This is a genomic window from Candidatus Accumulibacter aalborgensis, from assembly GCF_900089955.1.
Lineage (GTDB): Bacteria > Pseudomonadota > Gammaproteobacteria > Burkholderiales > Rhodocyclaceae > Accumulibacter > Accumulibacter aalborgensis.
Window position 1 is genome coordinate 119,117 of record NZ_FLQX01000111.1, and the last position, 17,236, is coordinate 136,352.

The following is a 17,236-nucleotide window of genomic DNA, read 5'->3' on the forward strand; positions in this document are numbered from 1 at the left end:
AAGGAAGCCCAACGCAAGCCGGCGCCAGGAAACCGGCCGTTCCGAAATGTTGGGGTTCGTGCCTCACCCCAACCTACGAGCTGTTGTTGATTAATTGGGTATCTCAGGCTGGACTAACCGCGCCGCGCCGCTTCGATGGCGACGATGTCGATCTTCGTCATCTGCATCATCGCTTCGAAGGCGCGTTTGGCCGCTGCGCGGTCGGGATCGGCAATCGCGGCCGTCAGGGCGCGTGGCGTGATTTGCCACGACAGGCCCCACTTGTCCTTGCACCAGCCGCACGCGCTTTCCTGGCCGCCGTTGCTGATGATCGCGTTCCACAGGCGGTCGGTTTCGGCTTGGTCGTCGGTCGCAACCTGGAACGAGAAAGCCTCGTTGTGCTTGAAACCCGGACCGCCGTTCAGCCCGATGCACGGGATGCCCATAACGGTGAACTCGACTACCAGGACATCGCCCTGCTTGCCAGAGGGATAGTCGGCGGGCGCGCGATGGACCTTGCCAAGCGCACTGTCCGGGAACGTCTCGGCATAGAACCGCGCGGCATCCAAGGCAGTGCCGTCGTACCAGAGGCAAATCGTGTTCTTGCTGACCGTCGTAGTCATGGTTTTTCCTTTCGTTTGGTGTTTCGAGGTTGAGTGAAATCGTAGGGTGCAATAAGCGAAGCGCATTGCACCACCGTCCGGCGCAATGCCCGTTGGTTATTGCGCCCTACGCACTAAAGCGGCCAGCCCGCCGACGCCGACTTTCCCGCCCCAAGCGCCGCTTCCTGCTATCCCTCATTCCACCTTTCCGCCGCCAGCGGCAACTCATTCAGTTCCGCCCGAGCCTCCCGCCAACGCGGGTAGTGCCGCTCCAGAAGGGCCACGAAGCGCTCGCTATGCGTCGGCTCAAGGAGATGAAGCAGTTCATGCACGACGACGTACTCAAGCAGGTCCCGAGGTTTCTTGACCAACTCGGTATTCAGGCGAATGTTCCCGGTCCGGTGGCTGCATCCGCCCCACTTCGTCTTCATGCGCTGGAGGAAGTAGCCGGTGACCGTCACGCCCAGCTTTCCCTCCCACTGCCTGATGAGTTCGGGAACGGCCGCATGCAGCAGCTCGCGATGCCATTCGGACAGGATTTCTTCCCGCTTCACCAACGAGCTGCCAGGGCGGACGCTCAGCGTGATCCGGCGATGATCGAGCTTCACGGCAGGCTTCGCGTCCACTTCGACCACGGACAGCAGATAGCGCCGCCCCCAAAGATAATGGCTCTCCCGCTCGATATACTGGCGCGGAGTCTCGCGTGCCTGCGCCTGCAGTTTCGCCTGCTGGCTGCGAATCCACTCCAACCTGGTCACCGCATAGGCGCGCGCAACCTCCAGCCGAGTGCCCGCAGGCGCGACCAGCGTGACGTGCCCCGCCGGCGGATGCACCGACAGGTAGACGTGCTTGACCGCCTTGCGCGTTACGGCGATGACCACATCGCCGAGCTGAATCGTCTCGGTCACTGATACCCCGGCTGGTGCTTGATGATCTCGAAGATCGCCCGCGTCGCCTCGCGGTCACGGCCCATGAGCGGGAACAAGGCATTCAGGATCTGCGCCTCGCGCGCCTGGTCCCCATACCAGCCCGCAGGTGCGCGCTCGCGCATGGCCCGGTCGATCTTCAGCGCCAGAGCGGCCTGGTCTTCGGCGGCGCTTGGGTAGCGAAAACTCGTCGCCGGCAGCGAAGCCAGATTGTTGAACAGGACGACCGCCTCGGGCTTGCCATGCAGCACGGCCGGTACTCCGTCGTCCGGCTGCCTGGCGGCCAGCCGCTTCACCAAGGCTTCGGCCTGGCGCAGAAATTCCTCATAGGCCGCCGTGTCCGCCCGGCTCTGCTTGATCAGGTCGTCGAGCAGCTTCGACATCTGCTCATAAAACCTCGGGTCGGTGAGCTGGTCGCGGATGATCGTCTTGCGGACGTTGTTGATGATTCCTTCGGCGATGGCGTTCTTCGAGAGCTTGCCCTTCTCGTTGAGTTTCCTGGCGATGGCGTCGTGGATGCCGGTCTCGATGATCAGCTCGGTCAGCGACAATTCGCCCAGTTGACCCAGCTCCTGCGCCGGCTCGGCCTGGATGTAGGTATTGATCAGGTGGCGCATGTCCGCCTCGTAGGGCTTGATGTCCAACTCCTCGCCCGAGTGCCGCTTGATAGCGGCGCGAATGTCGACATGGAACTCCACTTCCTTCCGCAAGGCGTCCGCGTCGGCATCGGAGTAGCGCGCGTCGCTCAGCTCCTGGGCGATGGCGGCAAAGGCACGGGCGAAGAGGGCCACCGCCTTGTAGAACGACACGCGCAACGCCTCGGTTTCGTTCAACGCATTGGCGTCGGCGGCATCGCCACAGAAATAATGCAGGAATTGCTCGATCTCGCGCGGCAGCGCCACCGGCTCGCACAGGTAGCGCAGCGCCTCGCGGGCCGCGTCGAGCTGCGTCCTGCCCTCTTCCAGCCAGTTCTTCAGGTGCACATTGTTGTCGCCACCCTGGCCTTCGTCGATGTCCAGTTCGTCGGAGCTGTACACGGCGATGGCCTGCTGCACGTCGCCGAACAGCTCCTTGAAGTCCACGATGTAACCGTAGTCCTTGTCGTCGCCATCGAGCCGGTTGGTGCGGCAGATGGCCTGGAACAGGTTGTGGTCGCGCAGCTCATTGTCGAGGTAGATATAGGTGCAGCTCGGCGCGTCGAAGCCGGTGAGCAGCTTGCTCACCACGATCAGCAGTTTCAGGTTCGCCGGCTCCTTGATGAAGCGGCGCCTGGCCTCGTCCTCGTACTGCCTGGTGGTCTGTCCATTCTTCAGGACATGCCGGGTGTAGGTGTCGAACTTGTAGCGCTCGTCGCTGTGGGCCGGCTCGCGCGAAATCGCGTTGGCGTTTGGTTCAAAGGAAGTGATGATCCCGCAGCAGGGGCCGAAGCTCGTGTTCTGGAACAGCCGGAAGTAATGGCAGGCATCGTAGATCGAGGCCACCACCAGCAGCGCCGTACCCCGGTCGTTGTTGAGGCGCGGCTTCAGGCTGAAGTCCTCGATGATGTTGGCGATGATGCGCTGCTTGCGCTCGCTGGCGCTCATCAGCTCCTCCATCGTCGCCCAGCGGCGGCGCAGGATCGCCTTCTGGAAGTTGTTGAGGTTCTTCGTCTTCTGCTCGAACCAGCGGTCGATGGCGGCCTGCGAAGTAAGCCGCTCCGGCACGTCGCGGGCCTCGTATTTCAGGTCGAGCACCACCTTGTCGGCGACCGCCTGGTGGAACTTGTAGGTGTCGATATAGGTGCCGAAGACGTCGCGCGTCATCTGCCTGTCCGGGCGCAACAGCGGCGTGCCGGTGAAGCCGATGAAGATGGCGCCCGCCAGCCAGCGTTTCATCTGCCTGTTCATGTCGCCGCCCTGGGTGCGGTGGCACTCGTCCACGAAGACGTAGAAGCGCCCATGCACCGGCGGCGCCGGGCCTTTCAGGTCGGCCACGTCGAACTTGTGGATCAGCGCGCAGAGCAGGCGGGGTGCGGGCGCGGCGAGCTTGTGGACAAAGGCCGCTCGCGAGGTGATGCGCGGTGAGGGTGAGTCGGCACCGATCACCCCGGCGTTCTTCATCACCTCGACGATCTGCTTGTCCAGTTCGTCGCGGTCGGTGATGACCAGGATGCGGGCCTGCGGGTCGTACTCAAGCAGCCACTTGGCGATCAGGACCATCAGGATGCTCTTGCCACTGCCCTGAGTGTGCCAGATGACGCCGCCCTCGCGCCGGGCGATGCGCGCCTGCGCCGCCTTGACACCGAAGAACTGATGCGGCCGCGGCACCTTCTTGTGGCCGGCGTCGAAGATGATGAAGTTGCGGATCAGGTCGAGCAGCCGCGCTTTGTGGCAAAGCTGCGCCAAGGGCCGGTCGAGCAGCGCCCCGGCGGCGGCATTCGCGCTCGCTTCGACCGGAGCCTCGTCCTTCCATTCCACGAAAAACTGCTCGGGTGTGCCGGTCGTGCCGTAGCGCAGCCCCTGCGAGTCGCTGCCCGCCAGCACGAGCTGCACCGTACTGAAGAAACCCTTGTTGAAGATCTCTTCCTGATTGGTGATGAGCTGCCGCACGCCGTCGGCGACCTCCACCGAGCTGCGCTTCAGCTCGATCAGCGCGATGGCAATGCCATTGAGGTAAAGCACGATGTCCGGCCGTCGTTGATGTGACGCCAACTCGCCACCCTTGAGCGTCACCTCCTCGGCGAGAGCAAAGTCGTTCTGCTCGGGGTTGGCCCAGTCGATCAGGTGCACGCTCTCGTGCGCCTGCCCCGCCGCGACCTGCACCGGCACGCCGTAGCGCAGCAGTTGGTACGTGCGCAGGTTGGCCTGGTAGAGCGTGATGCCGGTCGCGTCGGCAGCGGTCTCCAGCCTATGCAAGGCGGCGGCGATGTGGGCGGCGGAATAGCCACGGGCTGTGAGGTTGTCGCGCAGCAGCGCTGTTTCGATGGGGCGGTTGTTCTCCCGCTTGTTCCACTCGCCGAGGTAGCGGTAGCCGAGGCAGTCGGGCCGCACCTGGTCGGTGAACAGGTCGATGACGCGGTTCTGCGTCTTGCGTTCGGAGCGGGATTGTTCAGGCATGGGCACGTCTCATGGGCGTATTTTTCCCTTCCGCAGAACGGTCAACAAGACGTTTCCCTTATCGGTCAGGCGATACTTTTGCAAACGGCTGTTCGGTTTTTCGGGAATCGTCATCTCGATGAGCCCAGCTTCCAGCGCCGGCAACAAATACAAGCGGCGGAAATTGTCATCCCCCTTGAGCAATAAAGCTTCCCTCAACTCGCGACGGCTCATCGGGCGTCGGCAGGCCAATAAAAGTTTTGCGACTTCACCCGCGACTTCACCCGCGACTTCACCTGTGACTTCACCTGTGACTTCACCTGTGACTTCACCTGGCGAGTTCAACAACGCACTCGCCGATTTTTCTCCCAAGGCCGCTGCCAGATGCACCCGATTGGCCTTGAAGGTCAGCATCAGTCCCGACATACCGGTGTCAAAAATCGGCGCGGGTGCATCGTGGTTCGCGCATTCCCGGCGCATTTTCTCGATGCCGCGTCCCCAGGACTCCACATACCCCGCTCGAAAAAACGCCGACGCCAGCAAGGGGTTGAACGGATGGGACGGATGCTTGCCCATCAACTTTTCCAGCGTCCAGCGTTCGGGCAACTGGCCCGTGTTCCAAAGCACAATTTGATGCGCATAGACGCTGATCTGAATGGGAATGCCGCTGCTGTAGTCCTTGTGCATCACCGCATTGAGCAAGGCCTCGCGCAAGGCGGGCATGGGGAACAAGAAAGTTTCCACCCGCTGCAAACCATCGTAGCTGATATAGGCTTTAAGGTACTTGGCGCGCAGGGTGTCCAGCGTCTTTTCTACCTGCGAAAACAAATCGCCGTGAATTTCGTCCTGATAGCGCAAATCATCGTCGGTGATGAAGAAACCCAACTTGATAAACGCCCCTGGGACAAACCGTTCCGGATCCTTGCCAAACAGCAAGGTAGTGGCTCGCTTCAGGAGCTCACCGTCTTCCAGTTGCAGGCTGGTCAACAGCGCGGCGTCGCTATCGGCCAGCACCTGCTCATCCACACGTCCGCTCTTCGCGGCCTTGTCCCTGAACCATTGCAGGGCAGATGGATTGCAGTCGCCCAACGTCAGACGCGGAATCGGCACTCCGTCCCAGTGAAGCCCCTGCTTGCGCAGCAAAAATCGGCTCAGCGCCGCACCTTTCAATTCCTGTTTGGTGCTGCCGCTACGGTAGTGGTACTCGCCCTTGTAGCTCACCGGACTGGGGTAGGGATCGACGCGAATTTCGACCAACTCCTTGCCGTCTTCGGACACGAGATTCACGGCCACCATGATGCCCAGCACATCGCGCACCTTGTTGGGGATTTCTTCCAGCTTTAGTGGAGAGTTGAGAGTGGACAGTGGAGAGTTATTTGGCATGTAGTGATTCTCTTGACGTTTTGACGATCGCGACCAGGAGTTTCAGCAGCTCTTGCATGTCGGGGTGAATTGAGTGGTAACTTTCCTGTGTCAAATAGCCGGATTGATGGAGTAGGTCCAGCCAGTAGTCGGTTTCATTCGCCTCTTTGAGGGCAATGCTCATTTTGCTGATGAAATCGGCCTTGCTTTGGGCATGTTCGGCCTCGCGTACCAAGGCCCCGATGGCTGTTCCGCTGCGCAGAACCTGTTTGGACAGAACAAACTCCCGTTTTTCCTCTTGGAGATACTTCGCCAACTTCACCACCCGCAATGCAAAGGCGAACGATTTTGTCCACAGGGGACCTTTGTTCAGTTGAGAGTGGACAGTTGAAAGTTGAGAGTTGGTCTTAATCACTCTCCACTCTCCACTTTCAACTCTCCACTAATTAACCGGACTCGTCCGGTTAATAACTCCTGCATCATCGCCTGCTTGAGGGCGCGGGTCTTGTCGCGACGGGCTTCGAGGGCGGAAAGTTCGGCGTCCATGTCGGAGAGGACGGTGGCGATGGCGGTTTGCTCTTCACGCTCAACCGGCACAGCGACACAAATGTGCAGAGCCGTGTTGGGGCTGATTCTTTGATGACTACCCGTCGTTCCGGTGGCTGCCAGCTCCATCTGTTGGCAAAAGCCAGGTGAGGAACAAAGCACGAAGAGGAATGCGCGATCTGTTCCTTCTCGCGGCGTAAGTATCAACCATTCTGTTGATGCACATGCGTTCTTTGGAATGACTTCAGGCGCCCAAATTCGGGGAATGCGCGGATTCAACTTCGATACCAAGACAGCACTGGGAGGAATCCCAAACTTGTTGCTGCCAATAGCAGAGCCAAGCTCAACTTGTGCGCTCTTGCCATCATCGTAGGCAGGCAAGCTGAAATGTACGAACGGCTGATCCGGTTGGCTTGCTGGTACGACGTTCAGGCGATTCAGTGTTGCCACATCCCCCAACCGCTTCACCTCCCACTCCCCGCTGAAGCCGGGGAGGCGGGTTTGGCCGGTAAGGAGTTGCTGCATGGCGGCCTGTTTGAGGTCGCGCTTCTTGGCGATGAGCCGCTCCAGCCCGCCCAGTAGCGCATCCACGTCGCTCAATGCCGCAGCGATTGCGTGTTGTTCTACGAGGGGCGGTGCCGGAAAACGATACGCGCGGAGGATTCCGAGATTTGTATGCGGCACGCCAGTCTGTATCGCACTGAGAGCAATCTGCTTCTGCCCTGAGCAGCTCGCGAAATACTGATGAACGAACCATGGGTCGTGGCGCGTGCGATTCAGCGTGACCTTCATCTGACTCTGGGACACTAGGTAGCACTCGTGCCTGTCGTCCGGAACGATTGCGACCTGCCCAAGAGTCCCCCGTTGCGTGAAGACAAGATCACCAGGGTACGCCAAATTGGCACTCAGTGATTTAGCCTTCTGTGGCGATACAAAAACAAACTCGCCAGACACAACAGATGCCGCCATGTTCTGACCACGAATGACCGGAATGCCTGAAGCAACGTAGTCCGCAGATACGAGGTCCGACCCGAAGGGGCCCCCGACAATCGCATTGGCACTGTTTCCAGCGGCATCGCTGATGCGTTCGGCCGTCCACGCTTGCGGAATGGCGCCCAGTTCCGTCTGCTTGTTGGACCGGATCACTTCCACGACGCCCCCATCTTCGCGAGGTGTTCTTCCACACAGGCGGCAAGCCTCGCCACCTCGTCGGTAAGCCCAGGTAGCGGAGTCGCGTAGCGTTCTGCCAGTTCTCGTATGCGGCCGGTGAGGGTCTGCGAGACTCGATCGAGTTCGCCCTGCACGGCGGTGCACAGGCGTGCCATCCACTTGTCGTCCACCACCAGCGTCTTGATCTCGGTCTCGCTGAGCGTGGGGTATTTCTCGTAGGCGAGCCGGTCGAGGGCGGTTTCGAAGTCCCTGACCTTCCTTTTCAGGGCGGCGATCGACTCGTTGATTGCCAGCCACTGCCTGAGCACCCGCAGTTCTTCGGCACCGTCCGGGTCCCTGGCGACTTCGCGCATACGCTCCTTGACCGCTGCCGCGCTGATGCTGTCGAAGCCCGAAAACGCCGCCTCGTCGCCGCTGTGCTCCTCTTCCACCTCGGCGAGGCTGGCGATGGCGGCTTCGAGTTCGGCCTGTTTCGCCTCAATGGCGGCCTGCTCGCTGGCGAAGTAGCGGGCGACGAGGTACGGCTTGGGGATCAGGTCGCAGGTCCAGCCCTTGTCCCTGGTCTTGCCATTCTTGCCGCCGTCCACGATGCGGGTGGTCCTGGCCACCCAGCCGTCGGCGGCGATCAGGTAGGCGTCGTCCTGCATCGCCTCGGCCCAGTAGTCCATCAGGTGCTGGTAGATGTCGTAGGCGTCGAGCAGCGGGACCTCCTGGAAGTTGGCGAGCAGTGCCTCGGCGATGGCCTCGATCAGCGCCTTGGGGTGACCGTCCTGGGCGAAGCCGGTGAGCTGCGGCGTGACGGCGGCTCGCCAGTCGGCAAAGCGCCGGGTCGCCGCCCGGTTGAAGGCGGTGAATTCGGCATGACCGAAGATCGCTGGCTTGACCTCGGGCAGCGGCAGCTTGAGGCCGGCGTAACCGGGGCGCAGCGATTCAAACAGGGCGGCACGCACGCCGGGCAGCACCTGCCAGTAGGCGGCGAGTTCATCGAGGTCGCGCTCGGGGATGCCGCCGCGCAGGTGGCCGTCGATGTCCTGCAGGTCCTCCGGTTCGCTGCTGTCGATGTAGCGCGGCAGGTTGAGGTTGAAGTCGTTCTTCGCGTCGGCGATCTCGTCGAACGGCACCAGGCGTGCGTAGCGCGGGGTGTCGGCCTGCCGGGTAAAGGTATCGACGATGCGGTGAATGTCCTGCTCGCGCAGACGGTTCTTGTTGCCGTCCTTGAGATAGCCCTTGCTGGCGTCGATCATGAACACCCCCTTGCGCGCAGTGGCATTCTCCTTGTCGAGCACCAGGATGCAGGCGGGGATGCCGGTGCCGAAGAAGAGGTTGGCCGGCAGGCCAATGATTCCCTTGAGGGTGCCCGAGCGGACGAGCTGCTGGCGGATGACGGCCTCGGCATTGCCGCGAAAGAGAACGCCGTGCGGCAGGATGCAGGCACCTTTGCCGGCGCCCTTCAGCGAACGGATGATGTGCAGCAGGTAGGCGTAGTCGCCCTGCCGGGTCGGTGGCTCGCCCCAGGCGAAGCGCTGGTACGGGTCAGCGGATGGCGTCAGGCCGGTGCTCCAGGTCTTGTCGGAAAACGGTGGATTGGCGACGACGTAGTCATAGGTGCGCAGACTCTCGCCGTCCTTGAACTTGGGCGCTGCCAGGGTGTTGCCCGAGAGGATGCTGGCGGTCGGGAAGTCGTGCAGGATCATGTTCATGCGCGCGAGACCGGCGGTGGTCACGTCCTTCTCCTGCCCTTCGAGAGTGATGTGCTTGCCGGCCTGCGCCGCCACTTTCAGCAGCAGCGAACCCGAGCCGCAGGTGGGGTCGTAGGCGGTGGTCGCTGCGCGGGTGTTGGCGGGCGAAATGCCGATCACCCTGGCGATGACGCGGCTGACTTCGGACGGCGTGTAGAACTGCCCCTTGCTCTTGCCGCTCTCGGTGGCGAAGTGCCGCATCAGGTATTCGTAGGCGTCGCCTAGAATGTCGTCGTGCTCGGCGCGGTTCTGCGAGAAATCGAGTTCGGGCTTCTGGAAGATGCCGATCAGGTTGGTCAGGCGATCGACCATGGCCTGACCCTCGCCGAGCTTGTTCGGGTCGTTGAAGTCGGGGAAGTCGGTGCGCGCGAGCCGGCTGTTGGCGTCGATCAACGGCTGGATGATCTGGGTGTTGATCCTGTCGCCGATGTCGCTCTTGCCCTTGAGCGCGATCATGTCCTTGAAGCTGGCGCCTTTGGGGATGTTGACCGGCGGCGCGAAGTCGTCGCTGTCGCCGTACTTGTCGGTGATGTACTTGATGAACAGCATGAACAGGACGTAGTCCTTGTACTGGCTGGCATCCATGCCGCCGCGCAGCTCGTCGCACGAGGCCCAGAGGGAGGAGTAGAGGTCGGATTTCTTGATGGCCATGAACGGGCTTCTTGGTGTTGTGACGCCAAACGGCAGAAGCCTGCTACTTTACAACAGCGACCTTGGCGAAAACCGGGGGACTCCACCATTCCACCGGGTGGTGAGACGAAGCCTGCGATTTGGCGAAACCGATTCAGTCATTTACACGCCTTGCCGAATCAACTAAAGTACATCCACCGTACATCCATAAGCAGAGTTGGCAATGCACACCACCAGAGCTTTCAAGAACGGCAATTCGCAAGCAGTGCGAATCCCGGCGGAGTTGGCCTATGACCGTACCGACATTGACCTGGAGATCGAGCGCGATGGTGATGAAATCCGCATTCGGCCGGCTCGCCGGTCGCTGTCCGGCGTGCTGAGCAAGTTCGCAAGGTTCTCGCCGGACTTCATGAGTGAAGGCCGTGGCGATCATGAACAAAGCGAGCGGGATGCTCTGTGATGCCGCGCTACATGCTCGACACCCACATGTGCATCTACCTGATGAAGAATCAGCCGGAGGAAGTCGCCCGGCGCTTCGCGCAGTGCTACGTCGGCGACGTGGTGATGTCGGCGATCACCTTCGCCGAACTCGAATATGGCGTTGCCGTATCGGCTGATCCTGAACAGGAGCGCATCCACCTGGCAAGCCTGATTGAAGACATCTCGGTGCTTCCATTCGATACCGCAGCCGGCCTGGCCTATGGCCCGATCCGGCTGGCAACTCGGGACAGCAAGAAGGATCACCTCGACAAGCTGATCGCCGCTCACGGCGTCTCGCTCAAGGTCACGGTGGTGACCAATAACACGAAGGACTTTGCCAGGTATCCCGGTGTGGTCACCGAGAACTGGTTGCCCACCGCCGGGGGATGAATCCCGCAGGGTCCCAACGGACGCCTTCATCGTCCAACTCGGCCAACACATCCCTGCCAACGCCGGCACCTTGCCAATTGCTCGCTCCGTGACAGGTCATGAAGATCACCCCATTCCAGGCGCTGGCCTGCCCCCTGGAGGGCGGCCCTCTGTACGGCAACGGTTCCACCTGGCGGTGCGCCGCCGGCCATGTTTTCGACATTGCCAGTCAGGGCTATACCCACTTGCTTCCGGTACAGAAGAAGCGCTCGCGCGACCCGGGCGACAGCAAGGAGATGGTCGCTGCCCGCCGGCGCTTCCTCAATGCCGGCTTTTACCAGACCATTGCCGCTGCGGTGAGCCAGGCAGCACTGGCGGATCTGCCGGACACGGCAACTGCCAGTTGCCTTGACGCCGGCTGCGGCGAGGGTTACTACCTGCGTCAACTGGCGGCTGCAACGGGTGAAGGACAAACACTTGCGCTGCTTGGCCTGGACATCTCGAAGTGGGCGGTCGTGTCCGCAGCGAAGCAGGACAAGCAGCCCAACTGGGTGGTGGGCAGCAACGCCAACCTGCCGGTGCAGCGGGGTACGCTCGATCGGGTGCTGTGCATTTTCGGCTTCCCCGTCTATGGCGAGTTTGCCCGTGTGCTCAAGCCGCATGGCCAACTGCTGCAGGTGGATGCCGGGCCGGATCACCTGCGCGAGCTGCGCGAGATCATCTACCCCGCGCTGAAGCCGGAACGTATTGCCGACGTGCAGGCACCGAAAGGCTTCACCAGCCTGTCCACCGCAACCGTCCGCTACCGCCTGGACCTCTCAGGCTCGGAGACGATTGCCGATCTGCTGGCCATGACACCGCATGTCTACCGCGCCAGCGCCGAACGCCGTGCGACGGCCGCGAAACTGACGGATCTGTCGGTCACGGTGGACGTGCGCCTGACGCGTTTTGAGCGCAGCGCCCTTCGCTGATTGTTCCAGGGCCAATACAAAAAAAGGAGTCGAGCATGAACGCACGCAAGTATCGCAGCACTGCCGCAGTCATCCTGATCGCCGCTCTGTTGCCTGTGTCGGCCGCCCAGGCGCAGCTTGGCGACCTGCTCAAACAGGCGGGAAGTAGCGGCTCGTCCGGCGGACTCGGTAACCTGGGAGGCTTGGGCGGTGCCCTGGCCGGGCAGTCTGTCGCCTCGGGCAGCGCCAGCAACGTCGCCGGCCTGCTGGAGTTCTGCTTCAAGAACAACTATCTCAGCGGCAAGAGCGCGGCGTCGGTCAAGGACTCGCTGATGAGCAAGCTCCCGGGCGGATCATCCTCATCCGACAGTGGCTATAGCAGCGGCGCCAAGGGCATTCTGAGCGGCAGCGACGGCAGCCAGCTCGACTTGAGCGGCATGAAGAAACAGCTCACCAAGCAGGTCTGCGACAAGATTCTCGCCCAGGGAAAATCCATGTTGTGAGCAGAGGGTACCCTGGGATTCGTCAGTCGCTCACGCGACTTTCATCGTAACGGCGCGCGAGGACGGCGCACTTGCCGGCTAGCGCGGCAGCTCGTTGGCTAACGCCCCAAGCCCAGCGCCAGCGCGACGTTCCCCAACCACTCATGGCTGATGTACCATCCCGCGTAGGCGGCATTGGCGCTGGGAAGCAAGCCGAGCTCGGAATCATCGCCGGCACCAAGGGAGAAAAAGCCCGTGGGAGCGGCCAGGCAGTTCAGCCCCGCCGCCGAGAACTCGGCGAGCGAACGGCGCATGTGAGCGGCGTGGGTCACGAGAACGATCCGTGTGACGCCGGCGGCCTTGAGAATATCAGCCGAGTAGACCGCGTTCTCGTGGGTGTCTCGCGATGCCGATTCAGTCCATTTCACCTTGATGCCAAACTCCCGTTCCAGCACTTCCCGCATCAACTGCGCTTCCGACGTTTTGCCGGCATTCAAGCCACCGCTCACCAATATTGGCAGCCCGGTCCGCCGCGCCAGCAAAGCGCCATAGCGGATACGCTCCAGCGTCAAGCGGTTGACGGTTTCGCCGTGATACTCCGGTGCATGCCGCCGCTTGCCTCCTGCCAGGATGACGATGGCCTGGGCGCTGCGCGCCGATGCGAGATCGACAGGTGGAAAGTCTTCCAGGGGTCTGGCGAGCGCATAGACGATGATTGGCACGGATGACGCGAACAGCAAAACAATCCCCAGCGACACCAGGAAACGACCCACTCGCGGTCGCCAGCGCAAAAGAAAGACGCCGATCATGGCAACGATCAACGGGCCAAGAGGCGGCAAGATCAGTTGAGACAATATCTTCTTGAGCAGAAACATGAGGAATGGTGGACCAGTGGGCGCTGGTCAGCAGCAGCGGAGCCGGAAGTGTAACGAAATCCGACCAGCCAGTTGGCAAGAACGTGCTTGTCCTTGCCATCGCGGCCCCACTCTGCGCCGGCGGCCGTGGGATACTTCCCCTTTTCTCAGGATGCCCCATGGCCATCAAGTCCACCATCTTCAAGGTCGAGCTACAGCTTGCCGACCTCGATCGAGGGCATTTTTCAGAATACGGCCTGACCATCGCCCGCCATCCGTCGGAAACCGACGAGCGAATGATGATCCGCCTGCTGGCCTTCATGCTCCATGCTTCTGCCACGCTGGTCTTCGGGCGCGGCCTGTCAACGGAGGATGAAGCGGACCTCTGGGATCTCGATGCCACCGGCAACATCGAGTGCTGGATCGATGTCGGTTTGCCGGCCGAAAAGGCCATTCGACGCGCCTGCAACAGTTCGCGGCAAGTGGTGGTCATCAGCTACGGAGGCCGGGCTGCCGACATCTGGTGGCGACAGAACTCCGGGAAGTTGGCAACGCAGGGCAATCTGCGCGTACTTTCGCTCAGTCAAGCCGAGGGGCAATCCCTGGCCAGCCTCGTGGAACGTACAATGCGCCTCCAGTGCACTGTTCAGGACGGCGTGATCTGGTTGGGCAACGCCAGCCAACATATTGAACTGGCGCCGAAAGTCTTGTTCTCGGCGCCAGTCCAATAACCGGCTGAGCGATGACCCAGGATCAGCGAGGCCGACCTTGATGCGCATCCCTGCCTGGAGCGCATCATGAGTGTGCAGCCGCCGGAGCACGATACAGCGAGCCTCTTTTCCCCAGCCGCGCGACAGCGTGAACTCGCCGAGTTGCAGCGTACGATCGGCGCGGAGTTCGGCCTGACGTTCATGGCGATGGACCTCAATGATCCCGACAGCGTCGCAGCGGTGTCCGAACACTTCGGGTGCGCGCAGGTAAACGGCAGCGCTTTCGAGGGCAAAGCCTTCGCACGCGGTGTGGCCAATAACCCGCTGCTGGTTGGCGAGGACATGGCGCCGGCGGCCGCTCTGACAGCCACCGGCATCAACCCGGATACCGGCAAGAAGGAGCGTTTCGCGCTCATCGCCTTCAACGCCAGGAACAACCACGTGCTGACCAATGCCTTCGGCGACCTTGGCCCGCTATTCGGCGCTGACGAGATCAGGCAAATCGAGCGCATGACGCTCCTGCACGAGGCCGGCCATGCGGTGGTGCAGCACGTCGAACTGTCTGGCGTTGACGCCTGGGGTAACGCGGTCGCCGCGCTCGATGACCGCACGGGCCAGGCCGGCGACGCCATTCGAAAATGGGCCGTGAGTGACGAAGGCGCGCTTGCCCACCGCGACGTGCGCAAGTTGATGCTCGGCGAGGCCGACAAGCTCGATGCGCTTCAGGCGCGCGCACGCGCAGGCGAGGACGGCCTTGGCTACGACGCGGATACGGTGCAGAAGTCCTTCCAGGCGATAAGATCCCGCCCCGATTATCGAAACTTCCAGGAGCAGATGGCCGATGCCTTCATGGCCATCATGCTCAAGCAGGAGGGCGTCGACGTGACCAGGGCGGTCGGCGACGCCCGCGCCAAAGGAGACGCAGAGCACAATACCGAGCTCAGCCTCGCCGCGGTCGGCGCGCTCACCAGTTCGTCCCTCATCGGCATGAACACGCGGCAACTCTTGGCGCTCGCCGCGCAGCTCGTGCAAGGCGCAGTCGGTGCGCGCAGCCAGCCAGGAGGTGCTGGTACTGGCGTAATTGGCCAATGAACTGCGCCAATCGGCGACCCGCTTTTCCGTCTGAGATCAAGATGTGCCTTGCACCACCTCACGGCTGGCGATGAGGGTCCGGCAGTAGCTCATGTCGCTGCTCATGACATGGCCAATGGTAAAGCCGAGGATGAACTGCATGATCGGCCAACCGGGAGCCAGCAGCGAGCCGCCGGACGACTCATGGCTATCGCTGAAGGCATTGAAATGTTGCTGGATGATTTCCAGTTCGCCAAGCATGCTGCGGTGTTCGGCCGCATGCTGGGCCAACCCATCGTAGCCGATATCTGCGAGCAGCCGCTCTTCATAGGCAAAATGAGCCTGGAGGAGATTGGCAAGTTTGTCCACTGCCGGCCGCAGCGTCTCGACACGGCCGCCGCCGCGCCAGTGTTCGTAGACCTTGGTACCCAGATCAAATATCGCCTTGTGCTGGGCGTCGATGCCGGGATGCTCGACAGACAGGTGGTCTCCCCACTGGATGAGGTTGCTGATGGCGAGATGCTGCAACTGGGTGCGGCCAAACAATGCGTGATCGATGCTCATGGTGTTCTCCCGGCGAGGAGCGATACACATTCAGGAGGTGGCAAGGGAAACTGCGAGAGTGTCCGTGACCCCGCGCATCACAGTCTAGCGCAGATTTTGTCCTGCTGCTCTTTCGTGGCTTGCATCGTGCGGCAGCATCTTCCTGACTAGGTGTATGGGAGCGTCGCTACGGCTTCCCGCAGCCTGGCTGGTGAAAGCGAATGACGTGCCAGTGTTGCGTCAGGCACCCAAGCAGGCGATGAGGCGCATGGGATTGCAGGGTTTCGTCATCGACATGGTCGCGCCGCTCAATCAGGCGGTGGGTGAAGAATGTGGCACCATGGGTCGGCGGTACGGGCGAGTCTTCAGGCGGCACTCGACGCGCTCACCGTCTGGTGACTGGAAAGACCAGGCGCCCTCTGACCGTTCGGTCAAAGTCTGTCGACCTGCGGCTGCGTGCTGCCGCTCCAGGTCAGGCGGTACGAGGCGGCGCGGCGCGGATTGCCGACCAGCGCCGGCCGGAAGCAGGCGAGGTTCGTTCCCCCGGCGCGCCGCACGCTGGGATAGACGATGCCCAGCGAACCGGCGTCGAGCAGGCGCGCCGCCAGTTCCTGCCCAGCGAAGTAACTGCCGGGGTCGAGACAGGCGGCAAACGCCGGCGCGTCGCGCAGATCGTGGAACTCGCTGCTGAAATCGGCGAGCAGTTCCTGGTAGGTGACGCAGTCGTCGAAGCGCTCGATTTCCTGGTACTCGACGGTCTTGTGGAAAATGATCTCGGCCAGTGAGGTGGCCGGCTCGAAAGCGCAATACCAGGCGCCACGCTCACCGTCGTTGAAGCGGCTGCCCTCCGGGCGAGGGTAGGTAAAAGCGGCGTTTACGATGCGAAAATTCGGCACGCCAAAAACGAGCTCATCGACGCTGATTCCCGGCAGCCCACCGCGCTCGCCGATCAGCCGCTCGTTGGTCGCGTTGTCGAGATCGAACAGATCGCGCAGATGATCGGTGTTCTCGGCGATCGCCGTCAGCACCGAGTCCTCGCGCTCGGCAAAACGCGAGGGAATCAGCCGCACCGTATCGACCCGGCGCAGACGCGACAGGCGCGGCAGCAGCCGGCTCATATTCCACCGCGCCGCGCTTCGAGCAGCTTGCGCACGGTCTGCATCGCGAGCAGCCCGCCGCCAAGAATGCAGGCCAGCGGCGAACGGCCGGCGAAGATGCGGTTGCTGTTCGGCAGGCTGATCCATTCGTCGGCCAACTTGTCGCCGTAGAGGATGTGCAAGGCCTTGTAGATACCGATCAGGTACGCGATCCGCGTTATCCGGTCGACCTCGAGCAGCCGGTCCGGGTTCTTCTTCCATTCGTAGAATGCGCTGCTCGACAGCCCACCGAGCAGTTCGCGCGCATCCTCGTCGCGCAGCCGCCACGCATTCGCCAGATTGAAGAACCCCTGCAGGGCCGACTTCGACAGCCGCTCGCGCTCTGCGCGTGCGCTCAGGTCGACGAGAGCCGCCGGCTCGAAGCGGCTGGCGGGATAGGCGTAGGCAAGATTCATCTGGAAACTCCTTTTATGGATAGTCTACACTCCGTTTCAGGAAATGCAAGGTGCTTGTACAGCGTCCGACCCACGCTTCGTGAATTGCCGATGCCAAGGGTTGTTGGGGTTCGCAAGCTCACCCCAACCTACGATACTCACCCCCAACGCCGCTGATGCGACGAGATATACTCGAACATCCGGCAAGACTCTCGCTG

At 61.9% G+C, this 17,236-nt stretch carries 17 protein-coding genes; 6 read left to right on the plus strand and 11 right to left on the minus strand.

The window, feature by feature from the left end:
* Window positions 1-113: 113 nt before the first annotated feature.
* From ACCAA_RS11185 to ACCAA_RS11215, 7 genes are all read right to left on the minus strand, one after another.
* Window positions 114-602, minus strand: coding sequence for a VOC family protein (locus tag ACCAA_RS11185; RefSeq protein WP_186407321.1), 489 nt, complete (start codon window positions 600-602; stop codon window positions 114-116).
* 167 nt (window positions 603-769) lie between these two features.
* Window positions 770-1,489, minus strand: coding sequence for a M48 family metallopeptidase (locus tag ACCAA_RS11190; protein ID WP_186407322.1), 720 nt, complete (start codon window positions 1,487-1,489; stop codon window positions 770-772).
* Window positions 1,486-4,602 (minus strand): type I restriction endonuclease subunit R, encoded by a 3,117-nt coding sequence (locus tag ACCAA_RS11195; RefSeq protein WP_186407323.1) that lies wholly within the window; start codon window positions 4,600-4,602, stop codon window positions 1,486-1,488. Before ACCAA_RS11195 ends, ACCAA_RS11190 begins: the two co-directional genes overlap by 4 nt.
* A gap of 9 nt (window positions 4,603-4,611) precedes the next feature.
* A complete protein-coding gene (locus ACCAA_RS11200; protein WP_186407324.1) occupies window positions 4,612-5,964 on the minus strand; it encodes a Fic family protein in 1,353 nt (450 codons plus the stop codon).
* The gene (locus ACCAA_RS11205) at window positions 5,954-6,316 is read right to left on the minus strand and encodes a four helix bundle protein (protein WP_186407362.1); all 363 of its coding nucleotides are present in this window, start codon (window positions 6,314-6,316) and stop codon (window positions 5,954-5,956) included. The genes ACCAA_RS11200 and ACCAA_RS11205 overlap by 11 nt, the downstream gene beginning before the upstream one ends.
* Before the next feature lie 38 nt (window positions 6,317-6,354).
* Complete coding sequence (locus tag ACCAA_RS11210; protein WP_186407325.1) at window positions 6,355-7,641, minus strand: restriction endonuclease subunit S; 1,287 nt, start codon at window positions 7,639-7,641, stop codon at window positions 6,355-6,357.
* Window positions 7,632-10,049, minus strand: coding sequence for an N-6 DNA methylase (locus ACCAA_RS11215; protein WP_186407326.1), 2,418 nt, complete (start codon window positions 10,047-10,049; stop codon window positions 7,632-7,634). Before ACCAA_RS11215 ends, ACCAA_RS11210 begins: the two co-directional genes overlap by 10 nt.
* Window positions 10,050-10,251: 202 nt before the next feature.
* On the opposite strand from ACCAA_RS11215, the gene vapB reads away from it, so the two are divergent.
* From vapB to ACCAA_RS11235, 4 genes are all read left to right on the plus strand, one after another.
* Window positions 10,252-10,488, plus strand: a complete 237-nt coding sequence (gene vapB, locus ACCAA_RS11220; protein ID WP_186407327.1) for a type II toxin-antitoxin system VapB family antitoxin — start codon at window positions 10,252-10,254, stop codon at window positions 10,486-10,488.
* A complete protein-coding gene (locus ACCAA_RS11225; protein ID WP_186407328.1) occupies window positions 10,488-10,898 on the plus strand; it encodes a type II toxin-antitoxin system VapC family toxin in 411 nt (136 codons plus the stop codon). Before vapB ends, ACCAA_RS11225 begins: the two co-directional genes overlap by 1 nt.
* Before the next feature lie 98 nt (window positions 10,899-10,996).
* The gene (locus ACCAA_RS11230) at window positions 10,997-11,848 is read left to right on the plus strand and encodes a putative RNA methyltransferase (protein ID WP_186407329.1); all 852 of its coding nucleotides are present in this window, start codon (window positions 10,997-10,999) and stop codon (window positions 11,846-11,848) included.
* A 35-nt stretch (window positions 11,849-11,883) separates the two neighbouring features.
* On the plus strand, window positions 11,884-12,330 hold the full coding sequence (locus ACCAA_RS11235; protein WP_186407330.1) for a DUF2501 domain-containing protein: 447 nt from the start codon (window positions 11,884-11,886) through the stop codon (window positions 12,328-12,330).
* A gap of 98 nt (window positions 12,331-12,428) precedes the next feature.
* Here ACCAA_RS11235 and ACCAA_RS11240 read toward each other — a convergent pair whose 3' ends face one another.
* The gene (locus ACCAA_RS11240) at window positions 12,429-13,082 is read right to left on the minus strand and encodes a YdcF family protein (RefSeq protein ID WP_245754543.1); all 654 of its coding nucleotides are present in this window, start codon (window positions 13,080-13,082) and stop codon (window positions 12,429-12,431) included.
* A gap of 260 nt (window positions 13,083-13,342) precedes the next feature.
* On the opposite strand from ACCAA_RS11240, the gene ACCAA_RS11245 reads away from it, so the two are divergent.
* Both ACCAA_RS11245 and ACCAA_RS11250 read left to right on the plus strand, forming a co-directional pair.
* Entirely contained in the window at window positions 13,343-13,894 is a 552-nt protein-coding gene (locus ACCAA_RS11245) for a YaeQ family protein (RefSeq protein ID WP_186407332.1), read from the plus strand.
* Between the two features lie 66 nt (window positions 13,895-13,960).
* Window positions 13,961-14,965, plus strand: a complete 1,005-nt coding sequence (locus ACCAA_RS11250) for a hypothetical protein (protein ID WP_186407333.1) — start codon at window positions 13,961-13,963, stop codon at window positions 14,963-14,965.
* A gap of 36 nt (window positions 14,966-15,001) precedes the next feature.
* On the opposite strand, the gene ACCAA_RS11255 is transcribed toward ACCAA_RS11250, so the two are convergent.
* From ACCAA_RS11255 to ACCAA_RS11265, 3 genes are all read right to left on the minus strand, one after another.
* Window positions 15,002-15,508, minus strand: coding sequence for a bacteriohemerythrin (locus ACCAA_RS11255; RefSeq protein ID WP_186407334.1), 507 nt, complete (start codon window positions 15,506-15,508; stop codon window positions 15,002-15,004).
* A gap of 410 nt (window positions 15,509-15,918) precedes the next feature.
* Window positions 15,919-16,605, minus strand: a complete 687-nt coding sequence (locus tag ACCAA_RS11260; protein ID WP_186407335.1) for an RES family NAD+ phosphorylase — start codon at window positions 16,603-16,605, stop codon at window positions 15,919-15,921.
* Complete coding sequence (locus tag ACCAA_RS11265) at window positions 16,602-17,039, minus strand: antitoxin Xre-like helix-turn-helix domain-containing protein (protein WP_186407336.1); 438 nt, start codon at window positions 17,037-17,039, stop codon at window positions 16,602-16,604. The genes ACCAA_RS11260 and ACCAA_RS11265 overlap by 4 nt, the downstream gene beginning before the upstream one ends.
* Window positions 17,040-17,236: the final 197 nt, after the last annotated feature.